The organism is Janthinobacterium sp. FW305-129, assembly GCF_020858115.1.
GTDB lineage: Bacteria > Pseudomonadota > Gammaproteobacteria > Burkholderiales > Burkholderiaceae_D > Janthinobacterium.
In genome coordinates, this window is the sequence record NZ_JACYMM010000011.1 from 142,159 (window position 1) to 161,034 (window position 18,876).

17 protein-coding genes and 1 riboswitch are annotated in these 18,876 nt (G+C 62.3%); of the genes, 4 read left to right on the top strand and 13 right to left on the bottom strand.

All coding sequences use genetic code 11. The annotated features are described in order from the left end of the window. Positions 1–13 precede the first annotated feature (13 nt). A complete protein-coding gene (gene polA, locus IGS61_RS21880) occupies positions 14–2,776 on the bottom strand; it encodes a DNA polymerase I (RefSeq protein WP_230541556.1) in 2,763 nt (920 codons plus the stop codon). Between the two features lie 304 nt (positions 2,777–3,080). Here polA and IGS61_RS21885 point away from each other — a divergent pair, with 304 nt between their 5' ends. From IGS61_RS21885 to IGS61_RS21895, 3 genes are all read left to right on the top strand, one after another. Then, positions 3,081–3,476: a hypothetical protein gene (locus IGS61_RS21885; RefSeq protein WP_211551790.1), complete on the top strand. Its 396-nt coding sequence runs from the start codon at positions 3,081–3,083 to the stop codon at positions 3,474–3,476. Between the two features lie 84 nt (positions 3,477–3,560). Further along, positions 3,561–4,517, top strand: a complete 957-nt coding sequence (locus tag IGS61_RS21890) for a homoserine kinase (RefSeq protein ID WP_230541557.1) — start codon at positions 3,561–3,563, stop codon at positions 4,515–4,517. A gap of 2 nt (positions 4,518–4,519) precedes the next feature. Then, a complete protein-coding gene (locus tag IGS61_RS21895) occupies positions 4,520–5,311 on the top strand; it encodes a BPSS1780 family membrane protein (protein ID WP_230541558.1) in 792 nt (263 codons plus the stop codon). 64 nt (positions 5,312–5,375) lie between these two features. On the opposite strand, the gene IGS61_RS21900 is transcribed toward IGS61_RS21895, so the two are convergent. After that, a complete protein-coding gene (locus tag IGS61_RS21900; RefSeq protein WP_230541559.1) occupies positions 5,376–7,685 on the bottom strand; it encodes a UvrD-helicase domain-containing protein in 2,310 nt (769 codons plus the stop codon). Positions 7,686–7,800: 115 nt separating this feature from the next. On the opposite strand from IGS61_RS21900, the gene IGS61_RS21905 reads away from it, so the two are divergent. Further along, a complete protein-coding gene (locus IGS61_RS21905; protein WP_230541560.1) occupies positions 7,801–8,076 on the top strand; it encodes a hypothetical protein in 276 nt (91 codons plus the stop codon). On the opposite strand, the gene IGS61_RS21910 is transcribed toward IGS61_RS21905, so the two are convergent. The 11 genes from IGS61_RS21910 to IGS61_RS21960 form a co-directional block, all read right to left on the bottom strand. Further along, a complete protein-coding gene (locus IGS61_RS21910) occupies positions 8,073–8,927 on the bottom strand; it encodes a hypothetical protein (protein ID WP_230541561.1) in 855 nt (284 codons plus the stop codon). The genes IGS61_RS21905 and IGS61_RS21910 overlap by 4 nt on opposite strands. 189 nt (positions 8,928–9,116) lie before the next feature. Further along, complete coding sequence (locus IGS61_RS21915) at positions 9,117–10,223, bottom strand: S-(hydroxymethyl)glutathione dehydrogenase/class III alcohol dehydrogenase (RefSeq protein WP_034749160.1); 1,107 nt, start codon at positions 10,221–10,223, stop codon at positions 9,117–9,119. A 214-nt stretch (positions 10,224–10,437) separates the two neighbouring features. Beyond that, positions 10,438–11,073, bottom strand: coding sequence for an ANTAR domain-containing response regulator (locus IGS61_RS21920; RefSeq protein WP_070290035.1), 636 nt, complete (start codon positions 11,071–11,073; stop codon positions 10,438–10,440). 78 nt (positions 11,074–11,151) lie between these two features. After that, positions 11,152–11,775 (bottom strand): thiamine phosphate synthase, encoded by a 624-nt coding sequence (thiE, locus tag IGS61_RS21925; RefSeq protein WP_230541562.1) that lies wholly within the window; start codon positions 11,773–11,775, stop codon positions 11,152–11,154. Positions 11,776–11,785: 10 nt separating this feature from the next. Next, on the bottom strand, positions 11,786–12,550 hold the full coding sequence (gene thiD / locus IGS61_RS21930) for a bifunctional hydroxymethylpyrimidine kinase/phosphomethylpyrimidine kinase (protein WP_230541647.1): 765 nt from the start codon (positions 12,548–12,550) through the stop codon (positions 11,786–11,788). Then, positions 12,550–13,344, bottom strand: a complete 795-nt coding sequence (locus tag IGS61_RS21935; RefSeq protein WP_077399597.1) for a thiazole synthase — start codon at positions 13,342–13,344, stop codon at positions 12,550–12,552. The genes thiD and IGS61_RS21935 overlap by 1 nt, the downstream gene beginning before the upstream one ends. Positions 13,345–13,369: 25 nt before the next feature. Then, on the bottom strand, positions 13,370–13,573 hold the full coding sequence (thiS, locus tag IGS61_RS21940) for a sulfur carrier protein ThiS (protein ID WP_070222852.1): 204 nt from the start codon (positions 13,571–13,573) through the stop codon (positions 13,370–13,372). Between the two features lie 20 nt (positions 13,574–13,593). Then, a complete protein-coding gene (gene thiC / locus IGS61_RS21945; RefSeq protein ID WP_230518322.1) occupies positions 13,594–15,507 on the bottom strand; it encodes a phosphomethylpyrimidine synthase ThiC in 1,914 nt (637 codons plus the stop codon). A 79-nt stretch (positions 15,508–15,586) separates the two neighbouring features. Continuing rightward, positions 15,587–15,702, bottom strand: a riboswitch (TPP riboswitch). 108 nt (positions 15,703–15,810) lie between these two features. After that, a complete protein-coding gene (locus IGS61_RS21950; protein ID WP_230541563.1) occupies positions 15,811–16,065 on the bottom strand; it encodes a hypothetical protein in 255 nt (84 codons plus the stop codon). A 38-nt stretch (positions 16,066–16,103) separates the two neighbouring features. Beyond that, the gene (locus IGS61_RS21955) at positions 16,104–16,910 is read right to left on the bottom strand and encodes a response regulator (RefSeq protein WP_230541564.1); all 807 of its coding nucleotides are present in this window, start codon (positions 16,908–16,910) and stop codon (positions 16,104–16,106) included. A 28-nt stretch (positions 16,911–16,938) separates the two neighbouring features. Beyond that, the gene (locus IGS61_RS21960; protein WP_230541565.1) at positions 16,939–18,843 is read right to left on the bottom strand and encodes a hybrid sensor histidine kinase/response regulator; all 1,905 of its coding nucleotides are present in this window, start codon (positions 18,841–18,843) and stop codon (positions 16,939–16,941) included. Positions 18,844–18,876: the final 33 nt, after the last annotated feature.

Genomic DNA, 18,876 nt, shown 5'->3' on the forward strand with positions numbered 1-18,876 from the left:
TTGCGTTTATAAATTAGTGCGCTTCGTCCCAGTTGCGTCCTACTCCCACCTCGGCCGTCAACGGCACTTTCAGCGCGGCCACGCCCGCCATCAGTTCCGGCAGCTTGCGCTTGACCAGTTCCAGTTCCGCGTCCGGCACTTCCAGCACCAGTTCGTCGTGCACCTGCATGATCATCTTCGTTTGCAAGCCATCCGTTTCCAGCCAGCCTTGCACGGCGATCATGGCCAGCTTGATCAGGTCGGCGGCCGTGCCCTGCATCGGCGCGTTGATCGCCGCCCGTTCCGCGCCCTGGCGGCGCGGGCCGTTCGGCGAATTGATTTCCGGCAACCACAAACGGCGGCCGAACACGGTTTCCACGTAGCCGCGCGCCTTCGCTTGCTGGCGCGTGTCTTCCATGTACTGTTTCACGCCGGAAAAACGGGCAAAGTAGCGGTCGATATAGCTTTGCGCGGCCGTGCGGTCCACGCCCAGATTACCGGCCAGGCCGAATGCGCTCATGCCGTAGATCAAACCAAAGTTGATCACTTTGGCATAGCGGCGCTGTTCGCTCTGCACTTCCGCGGCCGGCACGCCGAAGATCTCGGCGGCCGTGGCGCGATGAATGTCGATGCCGTCGGCAAACGCGCGCAGCATGGCTTCATCGCCCGAGATATGCGCCATGATGCGCAATTCGATCTGCGAATAGTCGGCCGAAACGATGTGGCTGCCCGGCGGCGCAATGAAGGCTTCGCGGATGCGGCGGCCTTCCGCGCTGCGGATGGGAATATTCTGCAAGTTCGGGTCGTTCGACGCCAAACGCCCCGTCACGGCCACGGCTTGCGCATAGTTCGTGTGCACGCGGCCCGTGGTGACGTTGATCATCTTCGGCAATTTGTCCGTGTAGGTCGACTTCAGCTTGGCCATGCCCCGGTATTCCAGCAGCACTTTGGGCAGCGGATAATCCTCGGCCAGCTTTTGCAGCACTTCCTCGTCCGTCGACGGCGCGCCCGTCGGGGTTTTCTTGACCACTGGCAACTTCAGCTTTTCAAAGAAGATTTCGCCGATCTGCTTGGGCGAGCCTAAATTAAACGGCTGCTCGGCCAGTTCATACGCCTTCTTTTCCAGCTCCAGGATTTTGACGGCCAGCTCGGCCGACTGGATGTTGAGCAATTCGTCATCGATCAGCACGCCGTTGCGCTCGATCTTTTGCAAGACCACGGCCGTCGGCATCTCGATCTTTTCATAGATGAAGGTGAGCTTTTCATCATTGGCCACATTGCCCCACATGGCATTGTGCAAACGCAAGGTCACGTCGGCATCCTCGGCCGCGTATTTCGCCGCCTGCTCCACCTCGACCTGATTGAAAGTGATCTGCTTGGCGCCCTTGCCGCACACGTCCTCGAACGGGATCGTCGTGTAGTTCAGGTGGCGCAGGGCCAGGCTGTCCATGTCGTGTTTCTTGTGCGATTCAAACACATACGATTCGAGCAAGGTATCGTGGGCGATGCCGCGCAGGGTCACGCCATGGTTGGCGAAGATGTGGCTGTCATACTTGAGGTTCTGGCCCAGCTTGGGCTTGTTCGCGTCTTCCAGCCACGGGCGCAATTTCGCCAGCACGTGTTCGCGCGTCAACTGCTCGGGCGCGCCCGCGTAGTCGTGCGCCAGCGGGATGTAGCAGGCGCTGTGTTCGGCGACCGAAAGGGAAATGCCGACCATTTGCGCCGTCATCGGTTCCAGCGAGGTGGTTTCCGTGTCGACGGCCGTCAGGGCAGCGGCATCGATCAGGGCGATCCATTTATCGAGCTGTTCATCCGTCAACACGGTTTCATACACGGCCTCGACTGCCGGGGCCGCGTCGGCAAACATGTCGCCCGTGGTGTTCGCAGTCGATGCGCCAGCCGTTGCAGGCGCGCCAACGGGCGACATCGGCGGCGGCGTGGCGCCCAGTTCGCGCAGCAGGGCCTTGAAGCCGTAGCGCTGAAAAAAGGCCAGCAAGGCTTCCTTGTCTTCGTGCTTCGCCACCAGCGAGTCGGCGATGGTCGTCATGTGTTGCGACAAATCGCAATCGGTCTTGACGGTGATCAAGGCGCGCGCCTGCGGCAACCATGGCAGGGCCGTGCGCAGGTTTTCCCCCACGGCGCCGCCCACATTGGCCGCGTTTTCCATCACGCCTTCCAGGCTGTCGTACAGGGTCAGCCATTTGACGGCCGTCTTCGGGCCGCATTTCGACACGCCGGGCACGTTGTCGACCGTATCGCCGATCAGCGACAGATAATCGATGATGCGGTTGGGCGGCACGCCGAACTTGGCCAGCACGGCCGCTTCGTCGAGCTTTTCATTGCTCATGGTATTGATCAGCATCACCTGGCTGTTGACCAGCTGCGCCAGATCCTTGTCGCCCGTCGACACCACCACGTTCATGCCGGCGGCGGCCGCCTGCACGGCCAGGGTGCCGATCACGTCGTCCGCTTCGACGCCGTCGACCATCAGGATCGGCCAGCCCATGGCGCGCACGGCTTCGTGGATCGGTTCGATCTGCAGGCGCAGGTCGTCCGGCATCGAGGCGCGCGTGGCTTTGTATTCAGGATACATATCATCGCGGAAAGTTTTACCCTTGGCGTCGAAGACGCAGGCGATGTAGGCGGCCGGGTAATCGGCGCGCAGGCGGCGCAGCATGTTGACCATGCCGTGCATGGCGCCTGTGGGATAGCCGTCCGGGCTGCGCAGGTCGGGCAGCGCATGGAAGGCGCGATAAAGGTAACTGGAACCGTCGACTAACAGCAGGGTGTTTTGCATAATGCCAATAAAATAAGGTGAGCGCGCCCGCCCAGGGAGCAGAGCGGCGGGCGGGTGGAAGTTCGCCCAATTATCGCAGAGTTTAGGGCCGCGCCACCGGCCGCAACGCGTGCCGTTCTTGCTGTTTTTGCCACCCTGGCGGCCCCGTGCGGGCGCGCGGGCAGCCGCTGCCAGCCATTTCGCCGCATTTAATCAGCCGTATTAAGCAGCATTGCCTACCAGTTTGTTACAATGCCTTATAGATAAATTGACGGCATTACACCACTGCACGCGCTGCAGTCCCACACATGGAAGCGAACCCATCATGATGCGTACATCGACACTCTGGACATTCCTCGCCCTGCCCCTGCTGGCATGTTCAGCCATTGCCAGCGCCCAGACGCCGGCCAAACCGAGCGACGCGCCACCCCAGCTCGAACGTATCGAGGAAATGGGCGAAGCGCCCATCACCGTGGCGCCGGCCGCCGCCAAGCAGCAGATTACCGAAAAACGCGAAGCGGGCGTCACCAGCGAGGTGAAAGTCACCAGCGGCGGCAGCACCTATTACATGAAGCCTGCCGCCGGCGCCGACCAGGCCCACGGCGGCGCCCTGCGCGGCCCACAATGGAAAGTGCTGGAATTTGATCTGGGCAAGAAGAAACAGAAGCAACGCGACGAAGAGGCCGCGGACGCGCCAGCGCCGCCCGCACCAGCGAAGTAAGCAGCCACTCTCTTCTGCCCTGCCCCGGCCATGCGCGGGGGCAGCCGGCTTTTTTTGACCTTTTAGACCATTCCCCTCTTTCCCATGGCAGTTTTTACCGCGCTACACCTGGACGATATCGGCCAGTGGATCACGCAGTTTCCACTCGGCAAACCTCTGGCGCTCAAGGGCATCGCGTCCGGCATCGAAAACAGCAATTTCTTCCTGAGCACGGAGCGCGGCGAGTATGTGCTGACGATCTTTGAAAACCTCAGCTTCGAGCAATTGCCGTTCTATCTGCAACTGATGCGCCATTTGGCGGACCGGGGCGTGCTGGTGCCCGCGCCGATCGCCAATGCGGACGGCGAACTGGTGACGGCCCTGCAAGGCAAGCCGGCCGCCATCGTCAGCAAACTCGACGGCAGCTCACAGATGGCGCCGCAAGCCGTGCATTGCGCCGCTGTCGGCGCCATGCTGGCGAAAATGCACCTGGCGGCGCAGGACTTCCCCCTGCAGCAGCCGAATTTGCGGGGCCTGGACTGGTGGAACAGCACCACGCCGCTGGTCTTGCACCACCTCGACGATGCCAAAGCGCATTTGCTGCGCGCGGAAATCCATTTCCAGGACGCCTTTGCTGCCTGCGATACCTATAAAGCCATCCCGCGCGGTCCCGTGCATGCCGACTTGTTCCGCAACAACGTCATGTTTGACGGCGAGCGCCTGACGGGCTTTTTCGACTTTTACTTTGCCGGCTGCGACACCTGGCTGTTCGACGTGGCCGTCACCGTCAACGACTGGTGCGTGGACCTGGCCACGGGCGTGCTCAACAAGGAAAGAGTGCGCGCCCTGCTCGACGCCTACCGGGCCGTGCGCCCGTTTACGCATGAAGAACAGACGGCATGGCAACCGATGCTGCGCGCTGCCGCGCTGCGCTTCTGGCTGTCGCGCCTGTACGATTATTACCAGCCGCGCGAAGCGGAAATGCTGACCCCGCACGATCCCACGCATTTCGAACGCATTCTGCGCGAACGTATCGCCACACCTGCCCCGGAACTGTTTTAAACATGGAAAAATTACCTGCAAGTACAGGTTGGCAATGGGTGAAACAGGGATTTTCCCTGTTTCGCCAGCAACCTGGCGGCATGTCGATGCTGTTTCTCGGCTATATGTTCTGCATGCTGGCCGTCAGCATCGTGCCCGTGCTCGGTCAAATGCTGCCCGTCATCCTGGTGCCCGTGTTTTCCGTCGCCTTCGTGCAAGGCTGCCTGAATATCGACCAGGGCAAGCGCGTCTTGCCCAGCCTCTTGATTTCGGGCTTCCGCAAGCCGGCCTTTCCTTCCCTGTTCGGCCTGGGCGTACTGTACATCCTGATGGCCATCGTTGCCATCGGCGCCTCGACCCTGGTCGATGATGGCTTGCTGTGGCAGCTTGTCACGGGCCAGCTGACGGAAGAAGCGGCGCGCGCCGCCATCCCCGAATCGCGCCTGGGTCTGGGCATCCTGCTGGCCATCGCGCTGTACGTGCCGGCAGCCATGGCCTTCTGCTTTGCCGCGCCGCTGATCTACTGGCGCCAAACCGGCCTGGGCAAGGCGCTGTTCTTCAGCTTTTTCGCCGTCTGGCGCTCGCTGTCGGCCTTCATCGTCTTCGCCGCCACCTGGTTCGCCATCAGCGTCGTCACCAGCCAGTTGCTGGCAGTCATCTTTGGCCGCACGCCGCTGATGATGCAGATGATGATGCCCCTGTCGATGATATTGACCATTATCATGCATTGCTCGTTCTACGCCGCCTACCGCCAGATCTTCGGCGTGCCCGTCGATGAGGGCAAGACGGTGTCGCTGGATAAGCCGAACGACTGATTTCGATTCTGCACAAAAAAAGGGCAGCCTGCGCAGGCTGCCCTTTTTTATTGCTGCTCTTATATCAACGCCCTAATCTCTCCAGCTTGGCAATCCCCAGGTCCAGCACCTTCATGCCGTGCTGGCCGAAGTTGATCTGCGCGCGCGCATTGCCGCCGCCGCCTTCGATATTGACGATCACGCCTTCGCCGAACTTGGCGTGCGCCACGGATTCGCCGATGCGCCAGCCGCCGCCCGTGGCTTTTTGCGCGATCTTTTGCGCTATCGCATTGTCCGAACCCAGGCTGGCCACCTTGGGCGCCTCGTCCCAGGCCGACTTGCGGTTGCCGAACCAGTTCGCCTGCACCTTCGGCGACAGCCATTTCAGCGATTCTTCCGGCAATTCGTCGAAGAAGCGCGACTTCATGTTGTAGCGCGTCTGGCCGTGCAGCATGCGCGTCTGCGAAAAGCTCATGTACAGCCGCTTGCGCGCGCGCGTGATGGCCACGTACATCAGCCGGCGTTCCTCTTCCACGCCGTTGTCTTCCTTCGAACTGCTTTCGTGCGGGAACAGGCCCTCTTCCAGGCCCGTAATGAAGACGTTGTCGAATTCCAGGCCCTTGGCCGAGTGCACGGTCATCATCTGCAGCGCATCCTGGCCCGCCTGCGCCTGGTTGTCGCCCGCTTCCAGCGACGCGTGCGATAAAAATGCGGAGAGCGGCGACATCACGGCCGGCAGCGGCGCGTCGGCATCCAGAATTTCGATGCCATCCTGGTTGACGACGGGTGCGCCCGACTGCGCCTGGGCGCTTGGGCCCAGGTGGGCCGGTGCGCCCTGTCCAAAACCTTCCTCGGAAATGAACTGGCTGGCCGCGCTGACCATCTGCTCCAGATTCTCGATGCGGTCGGCGCCTTCCTTTTCATTCTGATAATGCTGGAGCAAGGTACTCGCTTCCAGCACGACTCTGACCATTTCCGGCAGAGACAATTGCTGGGTTTCAAAGCGCACGCCTTCGATCAGCTTGACGAAGCCGGCCAGCACGCTGCCCGCCTTGCCCGCCACATACGGCACGGCCGCGTACAGCGAAATGCCGTACTGTTCCGACGCAGCCTGCAATTGCTCGATCGAGCGCATGCCGATGCCGCGCGTGGGAAAGTTGACCACGCGCAAGAAGGCCGAATCGTTGTGCGGATTGTCCATCAGTTGCAAATAAGCAATCGCGTGCTTGACCTCGGCGCGCTGGAAGTAGCGCTGGCCGCCATACACGTGGTACGGAATGCTGGCTGAAAACAGCGCGTGCTCGATCACGCGCGACTGCGCGTTCGAACGGTACAGAATCGCGATCTCGCTGCGCGAGGCGCCATCGGCGATCAAACTCTTCGCCTCGTCGATGATCCACTGCGCTTCCTGCAGGTCGGAACTGGCTTCATACACGCGCACCTGCTCGCCATGCCCCGCGTCCGTGCGCAAATTCTTGCCCAGGCGCTTGCTATTGTTCGCTATCAACACGTTGGCGCTGTCGAGGATGTGGCCGTGCGAGCGGTAGTTCTGCTCCAGCTTGATCAAGTTCTTGACCTGGAACTCGTGCTCGAAGGCGCTCATATTGCCGACATTCGCACCGCGGAAGGCGTAGATGCTCTGGTCATCGTCGCCGACGGCAAACAGGGCGCCGCCATCGCGGCTGCCGTGGCCGGCCAGCAACTTGAGCCAGTTGTATTGCAGGTTGTTCGTATCCTGGAACTCGTCCACGAGGATATGGCGGAAGCGCGCCTGGTAATGTTCGCGCAGGGGCTGGTTGCGGCTCAGTAATTCATACGTGCGCAGCAGCAATTCCGCAAAATCGACGACGCCTTCGCGCTGGCATTGGTCGTCGTACAGCTGGTACAGCTCGACCATCTTGCGCTCGTGCGCGTCGTACGCTTCCACGTCCGTGGCGCGCAAGCCCTGGTCCTTGGCGTTGTTGATGAAATACATCACCGTCTTCGGCGGGAATTTCTCATCATCAATGTTATTTGCCTTCAACAAACGCTTGATCACGGATAGCTGATCCTGCGAATCGAGGATCTGGAACGTCTGCGGCAGGGCCGCGTCGCGGTAGTGCGTGCGCAGCAGGCGGTTGCACAGGCCGTGGAAAGTGCCGATCCACATGCCGCGCGTATTGATCGGCAGCATGGCCGACAGGCGCGTGAGCATTTCCTTGGCGGCTTTATTGGTAAACGTCACGGCCAGGATGCCGGGCGGCGATACCTGCTGGGTCTGGATCAGCCACGCGATGCGGGTGGTCAGCACGCGGGTCTTGCCCGAACCGGCGCCGGCCAGGATCAGCGCATGCTGGGCCGGCAGGGTGACGGCAGCCAATTGTTCGGGATTGAGGTTGTGAAGAAGATTTTGCATCCCGTGATTATACCGGCATGGCTAAAAATACTGTGCATTTGTCCAGCGGTCGCGCCGGATTCGCCGCGTGCGCGCTACAATCGGCATCACTGCACAGCCGATGGAAACAACGCCCATGACACCTCCCAGCCACCTCGACGGCGCCCGCGTACTGGCCTGGGCCTGGTCCGACCTGCCCTTCGGCCACGTCGCCGATGCGCATGGCGCCGGCCCCGTCGCCATCCACGGCCTGGCCGTGTGCCGCTACGGCGACGAGGCGCAAGTCTACCGTTTCAGCTGCGATGCGCAATGGGAAACCGTGCAGGACGAGGTGTATGCCGGCGAAGACGAGGCCAGGAAGCAGCTGCCGGCACAATACCGCGCCGTGGCCGCCGCCTGGCATGGATCCTAGCGCACCAGTTTTGCCTTGCCCTCGCTGAGCGCCTGGGCGATCACCTGGCGCGTGGTCTTGTCGGCGATCTTGACGACGGCTTCCTGCTGGCGGCCCAGGTCGCCCATCTGCTTGCCCAGCGCATCCATCGGCTTGCTGCGCTGCTCCATCTGGCGCGATATCTGCTCCATTTTCTCCGCCTCGCGCTCATGCACGTCGGCGATGCGGTCGTTGACCTCTTCCATCTCTTCCTGCGCATCTTCCATCTGCTGCTGCAGGCGTTCCACATCGCGCTCGGCCGAGCGGCGCGCCGTGTCGCTCGTGGCCAGCGCCTGGCGGCGCGAGGCGTCACCGAGCTTGCGGCCCAGCTCCTGCTGCTGGCGCCCCAGCACGCGCAGCTGTTCCGACTCGCGCGAATTACCGTTCGCCAGGCTGCGGGCGCCCATCTTGCGGCCCATTTCGCCCATGGCCTTGCCATGCGCGCCCATTTGATCGCCGAGCGCGCCCATCTGCTTGCCGAGCTGTTTCGAGGGCTGCCATGCCGCCCGCACCTTGCCCAGCAAGTCAGCATCCTGCAGCACGTAAGCCTGCCCCTGGTCGCGGAACCACAGGAATGGCCCCTTGATCGTGCGCTTGAGCTTTTCCACCTGTTGCGAGTGCATATCGCTGTCGACGACGATGACACCCTCGCCATCCCTGGTGCCGTCGACCAGCGCATAGCTTTCGCCCTTGTCGAGCGAACGGCTGACCTGCACGCTGGGCGCGGCAGGCGGGGCCGGTGGCGCAGGAGGCTGCGGCGGCTGTACGGCCAGCGCGCTGCCGCCAAGCAGGATACCGGCCAGGCTGAGGATCAAACGGTGGGAAGTGGACATGGCTGCCTCGTCGCAAAAGTAGTGGAGCGTTGACTGTAGCGGCAAGCGGACCTGGCCTCCAGCGCGCTGCGACAGGCTGCAAAAAGACCCGACTGGATGGCAAACATGGGCGATGGATGGCAAGCGGGCAAAAAAACGGAGGCCTAAGCCTCCGCAAAAACGCCGTGGTACGGCGTAATTCGTAATTTATTAGTACAGCACGACGGAGCGGATCGATTCGCCGCTCTTCATCAGATCGAAACCTTGATTGATATCATCGAGCTTCAGCCTGTGTGTGATCAAATCGTCGATATTGAGCTTGCCTTCCATATACCAGTCGACGATCTTCGGCACGTCCGTGCGGCCGCGCGCGCCGCCGAAGGCGGAACCCTTCCACACGCGCCCCGTCACCAGCTGGAATGGACGGGTGGAAATTTCCTGGCCCGCCGCCGCCACGCCGATGATGATGGACTGGCCCCAGCCCTTGTGGCAGCACTCGAGCGACTGGCGCATGGTGGTGGTGTTGCCGATGCATTCGAACGAATAGTCGGCGCCGCCGTCCGTCAGCTGCACGATGGTGTCGACCACGTTTTCCACTTCGTTGGCATTGACGAAATGCGTCATGCCGAACTTGCGCGCGATGGCCTGGCGCGCCGGGTTGATGTCGACGCCGATGATTTTATCGGCACCGACCATCTTCGCCGCCTGGATCACGTTCAGGCCGATGCCGCCCAGGCCGAACACGACCACGTTGGCTCCCGCCTCGACCTTGGCCGTAAACAGCACGGCGCCCACGCCGGTGGTGACGCCGCAGCCGATGTAGCAGACCTTATCGAACGGTGCGTCTTCGCGGATCTTCGCCAGGGCGATTTCCGGCACGACGATGTAGTTCGAGAAGGTGGAGGTGCCCATGTAGTGGAAGATGGGCTTGCCGTCGATGGAGAAGCGCGAGGTGGCGTCCGGCATCAGGCCGCGCCCCTGCGTGGAGCGGATCGACTGGCACAAGTTCGTTTTTTGCGACAGGCAGAATTTGCACTGGCGGCATTCCGGCGTGTACAGGGGGATGACGTGGTCATCCTTCTTCAGGCTTTTCACGCCCGGGCCCACGTCGACGACGATGCCGGCGCCTTCATGTCCCAGAATGGACGGGAAGATGCCTTCCGGATCGGCGCCCGACAAGGTGTAGTAATCGGTATGGCAAATACCCGTGGCCTTGATCTCGACCAAGACCTCGCCCTCGCGCGGGCCGGCCAGGTCGACTTCTTCAATGGTCAACGGGGCGCCCGCCTTCCAGGCAATCGCTGCTTTGGTTTTCATGTGTGTCCTGTCAAAATTTTAAGGTGCGCTACAGCGCGCCAGCATTAACCATGATAGCAAGACAATTCGCCGATGACGAGTGCACGCCCGTTCGGAACGCCACGACGTCTGACAAAATCGTAGCGAGCGGATGTGAGTTGTGGCCGAGAAGCGCAGCTGTGCGCATGCACAGTGAGCATCGCCGGCCGCAAATCGCACCGCGCAGTAGATTTTCTCAGACGTTCTTCTTTGCCCGGTTCAAAAATGCACCGTGCAGGCCGTTCAGGGTTTCCTCGGCCAGCAGCAGCTGGCTGGCGATTTCATTGATCTTGCGGCGGCTGGAGCGGGCGTGGTCGCGCAGCACTTCGAACGCCGTGTTGCGGTCCGTCTGGAATTTGCCCATCAGCAAGCCCACGGCCAGGCTCGTTTCACGTCCCGCGGCCAGGGCCGCGTTCAGGTTCAGCTCGGTACGCCGCAGCTGGCGGATCTCGTCGGCACGCGCCAGGCCCGCTTCGAAGGCGGGCATCAAACGGCCTTCGTCGACGGGTTTTACCACGTAGCCGACGGCGCCGTAGGCGGCCGCCTGCTTGCCCGATTCGCTGTCGCCGCTGCCGGACAGGAACATGAAGGGCACGCCCGTCTCGCCATGCAGGCGCTTGGCCAATTCCAGGCCGGACATGCCCGGCATGTGGATGTCGAGCAAGGCCAGGTCCGGCTCGCGCTGGGCGATCAGCTGCAGCGCCACTTCGGCCGAATGGGCCAGGGCCGTCTCGTAGCCGGCATGGCGCAGGACTTCGCCGAGGAATTCCAACAGCAGCTGGTCATCGTCAACGATCAGGATAAGGCGTTTCGCGGCGGCTGGCTGACTCATGGGTGGGGGACCTCGGTAATGAATGATGCTCTTATTATATGCCGATTATTGCCCCAAATCAGCCCCACACTCCCATGCTCACGCCGCAAATAATTGATTGAATTGCTGCACTGCAACATCCACATCATCTGCCTCGTATCCATTGTTAAATACGCTGCTGATGGCCGCCACCATGTCGGCGCCGCGCGCCACCAGCGGCGCCGCGTTCTCCGGCGTCATGCCGCCGATCACCACGCAGGGCAAAACGATCTCGCGTTTGGCTTGCAGCACGATATCGAGTGGCGTGGTCACCGGATACTTTTTCACCAGCGAGGGATAAAATCCGCCGAAAGCCACATAGCTGGCGCCGCCGGCCTCGGCCGTCCTTGCCAGTGCCATGTCGCCATAGCAGGAAGCGCCGACGATCTTGTCCTTGCCCAGCCGCGCGCGCACCTGCGCCACGGACGCGTCCGTGCCGCCCACGTGCACGCCATCCGCGTCGAGCTCTTCGCACAGCTCAAGAAAATCGTTGATGATGAAGGGCACGCCATACTTGCGGGCCAGGGCCAGCAAGGCACCCGCCTGTTCGCGCCGCTGCTCCGCCTCGGCGCTCTTGTGACGGTATTGCAGCAGGGCCACGCCGCCGTGCAAAGCCTGTTCCGTGATATCGAGCAGGCGGTCGGTGTCATCCCAGTTCGGGGTGACCAGATACAGTCCACGCATGATGTTTTCCTTATGTAAAGAATCGTTGCGGCATGAGTTGACCTGGCGCAATCGCATACGCGCCGGCCAGGGCCGCATGGCAATAGGCTTGCGCCCGGTCAAGCGCTTCCGGCAGCGCCTGCCCCAGCGCCAGTTGCGCCGCAATGGCCGAGGCCAGGGTGCAGCCGCTGCCGTGAAACTCGCCGGGCAGCCGGGGCCAGCGCCACTCGCGCTCGCCGCCACCGGCGTCAAACCAGCGGTTGACGACCGTCGCGCCTTCGCCATGGCCGCCCGTCACCAGCACGTGCCGGCAGCCTTGCGCAAGCAGGTTGTCTGCTCCACCGAGGGCCGCCGCTTCCGGCCCGTTCGGCACCATCACGGTCGTCACCGGCAGCAAGGGCGCCAGCGCCAGCACGGCGTCGTCCCGGCTGAGCACGTCGCCATGGCCGCTAGCCAGCACGGGATCGAGCACCACGGGCAAGTCCGGCCGGGTTTGGCGCAGTTGCGCGATCAGTTGCACGATGACGGCCGCGTTCGCGGCGCTGCCGGGAATGCCGATTTTCACGGCATGAATCGCCATCTTGTCGATCAGCGCCTGCGCCTGGCGGCGCAGCAATTCCGGCGCCACAGGCTCGACAGCAAACACGCGGTCATTGTCCTGCACCGTCAACGCCGTCACGACGGGCAGCGCATGCGCGCCCTGCGCCGCAATGGCGACAATATCGGCGGCGATGCCGGCGCCGCCCGAAGGATCGACGCCGGCAAACACCAGCACCGTCGGCAACGTTGGCACCATCACGCCAGGCGGCCCGCCATCGGCGACGATGGGGAAGCGGCAAATTTGCGCGGCATACGCCCCGCCAGAAACGCTTCGCGCCCGGCCCGCACGGCCAGTTTCATGGCACGCGCCATGCGCACGGGGTCGCGCGCGCCGGCGATGGCCGTATTCATCAGCACGCCATCGCAACCGAGCTCCATTGCAATGGCCGCATCCGACGCCGTGCCCACGCCCGCGTCGACGAGCACGGGCACTTTTGCCTGGTCGATGATCAGCGACAAATTCCACGGATTCAGGATGCCCATGCCCGAGCCGATCAGCGAGGCCAGCGGCATGACGGCCACGCAGCCGATGTCTTCCAGGATTTTCGCCTGGATGGGGTCGTCGCTGCAGTAGACCATCACGTCAAAGCCATCCTTGACCAGCGCTTCGGCCGCAATTAACGTTTCCGGCATGTGCGGAAACAGGGTCTTTTCATCGCCCAGCACTTCCAGTTTCACCAGATTGCGCCCGCCCAGCAGCTCGCGCGCCAGCTGCAGGGTGTAGACGGCATCTTTCGCGTTGTAGCAGCCGGCCGTGTTCGGGAGTATCGTGTACTGGTCCGGCGGCACGAAGTCGAGCAGGCTGGGCGCATTCGGGTCCTGGCCAATGTTGACCCTGCGGATCGCCACCGTGATGATCTGCGCCTCGGCCGCATCCGTCGCTTCGCGCGTCTGCGGCAAATCCTTGTACTTGCCGCTGCCCACCAGCAAGCGCGACTGGTACTGCTTGCCTGCGATGGTCAGCAGGTCATTATTTGTTGCGGTATTCATGTGCTTTTCCTTGTCTATTCTCAACTCAGCCGCCGCCGATGGCGCGTACAATTTCCACTTGATCTTGCGTTTGCAAGACCTGTCCCGGCCACGCCTTGCGCGGCACGACGTTGCGGTTGACGGCCAGCGCCAGCGCCTGGTTTTCCAGCGACAGCGCGGCAATCAGTTGATCGAGGGTTTGCCCCGGCGGCACCTGGTGCGGTGCGCCGTTGAGCGTGATGGATATCAATGCAGGCATCACGCTCTCCTTCAGACCTTGCGGTACAGCTCGGCGCCGTTCTTGATGAATTCGATGGCCTTGATTTCCATGCCCTGCTTGAGCGCCTTGTCTTCCGCGATGCCCATGCCGGCCGCATATTCGCGCACTTCCTGCGTGATCTTCATCGAACAGAAATGGGGGCCGCACATGGAGCAGAAATGCGCCACCTTGGCCGAATCCTTGGGCAAGGTTTCATCGTGGAATTCGCGCGCCTTGTCCGGGTCCAGGCCGATGTTGAACTGGTCGTCCCAGCGGAATTCGAAGCGGGCTTTCGACAGGGCGTTGTCGCGGATTTGCGCGCCCGGATGGCCTTTCGCCAGGTCGGCCGCGTGCGCCGCGATCTTGTAGGTGATGATGCCGTCCTTGACGTCTGCCTTGTTGGGCAAGCCCAGGTGTTCCTTCGGCGTCACGTAGCACAGCATGGCCGTGCCGTACCAGCCGATCATGGCCGCGCCGATGCCCGAAGTGATGTGGTCGTAGCCGGGCGCGATGTCGGTGGTCAACGGTCCCAGGGTGTAGAACGGCGCTTCGCCGCACTGTTCCAGCTGCAAGTCCATGTTTTCTTTAATGAGTTGCATGGGTACGTGGCCCGGGCCTTCGATCATTACCTGTACATCGTGCTTCCAGGCAACCTGCGTCAGCTCGCCCAGGGTCTTCAGTTCGCCCAGCTGCGCTTCGTCATTGGCGTCGTAGATGGAGCCGGGGCGCAAGCCGTCGCCCAGCGAGAACGACACGTCGTAGGCCTTCATGATTTCGCAGATTTCTTCGAAATGCGTGTACAGGAACGATTCCTGGTGGTGCGCCAAACACCATTTCGCCATGATGGAGCCGCCGCGCGAGACGATACCCGTCAGCCGCTTGGCCGTCATCGGCACATAGCGCAGCAGCACGCCCGCGTGGATGGTGAAGTAATCGACGCCCTGCTCGGCCTGCTCGATCAAAGTGTCGCGGAAGATTTCCCACGTCAGATCCTCGGCCTTGCCGTTGACCTTTTCCAGCGCCTGGTAAATGGGCACGGTGCCGATGGGCACGGGGCTGTTGCGCACGATCCATTCGCGCGTTTCATGAATATGTTTGCCGGTGGACAAGTCCATCACGTTATCGCCGCCCCAGCGGATGGCCCAGGTCATCTTTTCCACTTCCTCGCCGATCGACGAGGTGACGGCCGAGTTGCCGATATTCGCGTTGATTTTCACGAGGAAATTGCGGCCGATGATCATCGGTTCGACTTCCGGGTGGTTGATGTTGGCGGGAATGATGGCGCGGCCGCGGGCGATTTCCTCGCGCACGAATTCCGGCGTGATTTCGGCCGGGATGCTGGCGCCGAACGACTGGCCCGGGTGCTGGCGGCCCATCAGGTCCGCCAGGCGCTCGCCCATGGGGCCGGAAGCTTTCAGTTCACGCAGATATTCCTGGCGGCGCATGTTTTCGCGGATGGCGACGAATTCCATTTCCGGCGTGATGATGCCCTGGCGCGCGTAATGCATCTGTGTAACATTCTTGCCGGCAATGGCGCGGCGCGGCTTGCGGTGCAGGTTGAAACGCAGCTCGGCCAGCTTCGGGTCCGCCAGGCGGGCGATGCCGTAGTCGGAGGTGGGGCCGGGCAACTCTTCCGTATCGGCCCGCTCCATGATCCATGGCAGGCGCGGCGTATCGAGGCCCGAGCGGATGTCGATCTGCACGTCCGGGTCCGTGTAAGGGCCGGAGGTATCGTAGACGTAGATCGGCGGATTCTTTTCGCCGCCGAACGACGCTTCCGTGTCGGACTGGCTGATTTCGCGCATGGGCACGCGGATGTCGGGACGGCTGCCTTCGACGTAGATCTTGCGCGAATTGGGCAGCGGCGCGATGGCAGCTTCGTCGACCGTGGCGGTGGCGGAGAGGAATTTCGGGTTGGCGTTCATTTTGGCTCCTTGGCTAGACTATTTTTAAGCCTGGAGCCAGCTAAGGAGGTTCGGAATTACGCACGCGGAAAAGCGGGGTGCGTTCATCCTAAAGCTTCCCTTCGCTGGCATTATCCAGATCAGGTTCGGAGGGTATTTCTCACCCGCGCTTGCACTGTGTTTCCACAGCGAAAGGCAGGACCCCTAGCGTTTGCCGCCTTGCGGCAGCGAGCCAATTATACGCGGTTCGCGCCGCGTGGCCAGATGATTTCTTGCCGGTGTCGTGTTTGCGCATCTGCTGCAATGCAGCAGATGCCGTCACGCTTATTTCTTCTTGCCCCAGCGCCAGCTGGTCGGTTCGCCCTTGCGCTGGCAGATGAAAATGAGCACGGCCACAATGGCCGCTTCATACACGATGTAAGCGACCAGCATGGTTTGCGGCGGGAACAGGAAGGCGCCGCAGGCGAACAGCGCCAGCGCGGCCAGGAACACCAGCCAGCCCTGCCAGGTGATGGGCAAGCCCCAGCCCCAGCCATAGGTCTTGGCGGGGAACCAGTAGGAGGGAGATTTGTCAGTCATGATTTTTCCTGGTCTGTATCGATGGCACCAAGTATAAATCAGGCGCTGCGATGGCGCTCCGTGACATCGAGGCCGATGCCGCGGTAGCCGATGAAGCGGCTGCCATTGTCGAACATCGGTTCGCCGCTGACCTGCAAATACTGCGTGCTGCCGTCCAGGTTGGCGCGGCTGTAGATGAAATCGAGAAACGGTTCGCGCGCGGCGATCTTGGCGTCGAGCAAGGCGCGCTCGGCGGCGTTCCAGCGCTGCGGCTCTTCTTCGCTGCCTATGCCCAGCATCTCGGCCACGGGGCCGGAAAAGCGCGTCAAATTGCCCTGCGCATCCTGCTCCCAGTACCAGTCGGACGACAGTTCCGTGAAGCGCTGGAAGCGCGCTTCGCTTTCGCGCAATTCCGCCGTGCGGTCTTCCACCATCTGTTCCAGCGACTTGTTGTATTCGGCCAGCTTCTGGTACAGCAAGCGCACTTCCAGCATGTTGTGGATGCGCGTCTTGACTTCCACCAGGTCGAAGGGCTTGCTGACGAAATCCTTGGCGCCCGCCTGCAGGGCGCGCAGCTTGTGGCCGGGCTGGGCCGTAATCACCAGCACGGGCAGGTAGCTGCCCGCCTCGAGGTCGCGCAAGCCTTCCATGACTTCGAAACCATCCATTTCCGGCATCTGCAAGTCGAGCAGGATCAGGTCGTAGCGGTGCTGCTGGTGCAGCGCGCGCACGGCTTGCGGGTCCATGGTGGACGTGATGCGCGTATAGCCGGCATTGCGCAGCACCTGTTCCAGCAGCATGACGTTGGCCTCCTGGTCATCGACGATGAGGATGCTGGCGTTCAGGATCTCGGTGGCTTGAAGCATGGCGGTATTCCTAAAAATAAATGCTGAATTAGCGTATTACGTGAGTGTCGTCGGCCAGGCCGTGCGCGGCTGCATGGTGCAGGGCCACGTCGAGCGCGTCCATGAATTCGACGACCTTGATCGGCTTGGTCAGATAGCGGAAGAAGCCCGCTTGCAAGCCTTTTTCGATGTCGCGCGGCACGGCGTTGGCCGACAGGGCCATGACGGGAATGTGGCTGGTGAGGGGATCATCATGCAGGATGTGCAGGGCGCCATAGCCGCTGATGCCGGGCAGGTTGATATCCATCAAGATCACGTCCGGCTGGTAGGTGCGCGCCAGGTCGATGCCCAGGTGCGCATCGATGGCCGTCAGCAACTTCAAGTCGCTGCGGCGGGCGATCAATTGCTCGACCAGCGCCAGGTTGGCGGGATTGTCTTCCACGTAGAGCAAGGTGCGCAGGCTTTCCTGCGGCTCCTGCACCTGCGGCAGCGCGTCGCCGTCGCCCAGCACCAGTTCCGGCGCACTGCTGGCGGCCAGCTCGAACCAGAACGTGGTGCCCACGCCGACGGCGCTGTCGACGCCGATAGTGCCGCCCATCAATTCGACCAGTTGCTTGGTAACGACGAGGCCGATGCCCGTGCCCTCTTCCGTGCTGTTTTCCTGTCCCAGGCGATTAAACGGCTGGAACAGCTGCGCCACCTGGGCCGCGTCGAGGCCGGCGCCGCTGTCGCGCACGCTCACGCGCACCTTGTCGCCATGCCCGCTGCATTCGACGGTGACGGCGCCGCCGCCCTGGTTGTACTTGATGGCGTTCGACAGCAGGTTGATCATCACCTGTTTCACGCGCGTGCGGTCCGCATGCACATAAAAGGCCTTGCCGCAGCGGGGGAAATGCATGCGGATGCCGCGCTTTTCCGCCTGCGGCGCGATCATGGCCTGGCAATCCTGCAGCACGTCGAGCAGCGACATCGCTTCCTGCGACAGGGTGACCTTGCCCGATTCGATCATGGCCAGGTCGAGGATTTCATTGATCAAACGCAAGAGATACCAGCCGCCCTTGAGGATTTGCTCGATCGAGCGCTGCTGCGGCGGGCTCGGCGGCGGCACGTCGGACGCCATCAGCTGGGCGAAACCCAGCACGGCGTTCAGGGGCGTGCGCAATTCATGGCTCATGCTCGACAAGAATTCGGACTTGGCGCGGTTGGCCTTTTCCGCCACCAGGCGCGCCTTCTTCAGCTCGGCATTGTTGGTCTCGACCAGCGAGCGCGTATACGCCTGCTGTTCGCGCAGGCGCTGGTCCAGCAGCGCCTGTTCCGCCTCGACTTGCTTGCGCACCGTGTTGTCGGTGCCGATCAGCAGATAGCCGATGACCTTGCTCTGCGCATCGCGCAAGGCCGTCACGGAGACGATGGCGGGAAAACGGCTGCCATCGTTGCGGATGTAGGTCAGCTCATAGATGTCTTCGATGCCGCGCGTGGCCTTGAACACGAGCGCTTCCACGCCCGGCGTGATGGGCGTGTCGAGTTCGGCGCTGAGGGCGGCCGCGCGGGCGACGATTTCTTGCGCGTCGGAAATACCGGCCGGCGTCAGCTTGTCCACCACGTCGCTGGCCGCATAGCCGAGCATGCGTTCGGCGCCCACGTTGAAAATCTGGATCACGCCCTGCGCATCGGTGGCGATGCACGAGAAATTGGCGCTGTTAAAAATCGCATCCTGCAGGGCGCCCGCCTTGAGCAACTGGCGCGGCAGGCTGGCCGCCACGGTGCGCCGGTACAGCGCCACGAGCAGCATCAGCAGCAGGAAGACCAGTGCGTCGATGACGCAGGCCGTCTCGAACGGCGCGCGCCAGGCCAGCGCGCCGACAGCCAGCAGGGCGATGGCGCTGAACGAAAACGCCAATGCCATGGGCCAGCGCGACGGGGCGCGGTTAGGGTTATTTTCAACTGAGTGCATGGGTAGCCTGGGCTATGACAACAATAAAGGAGA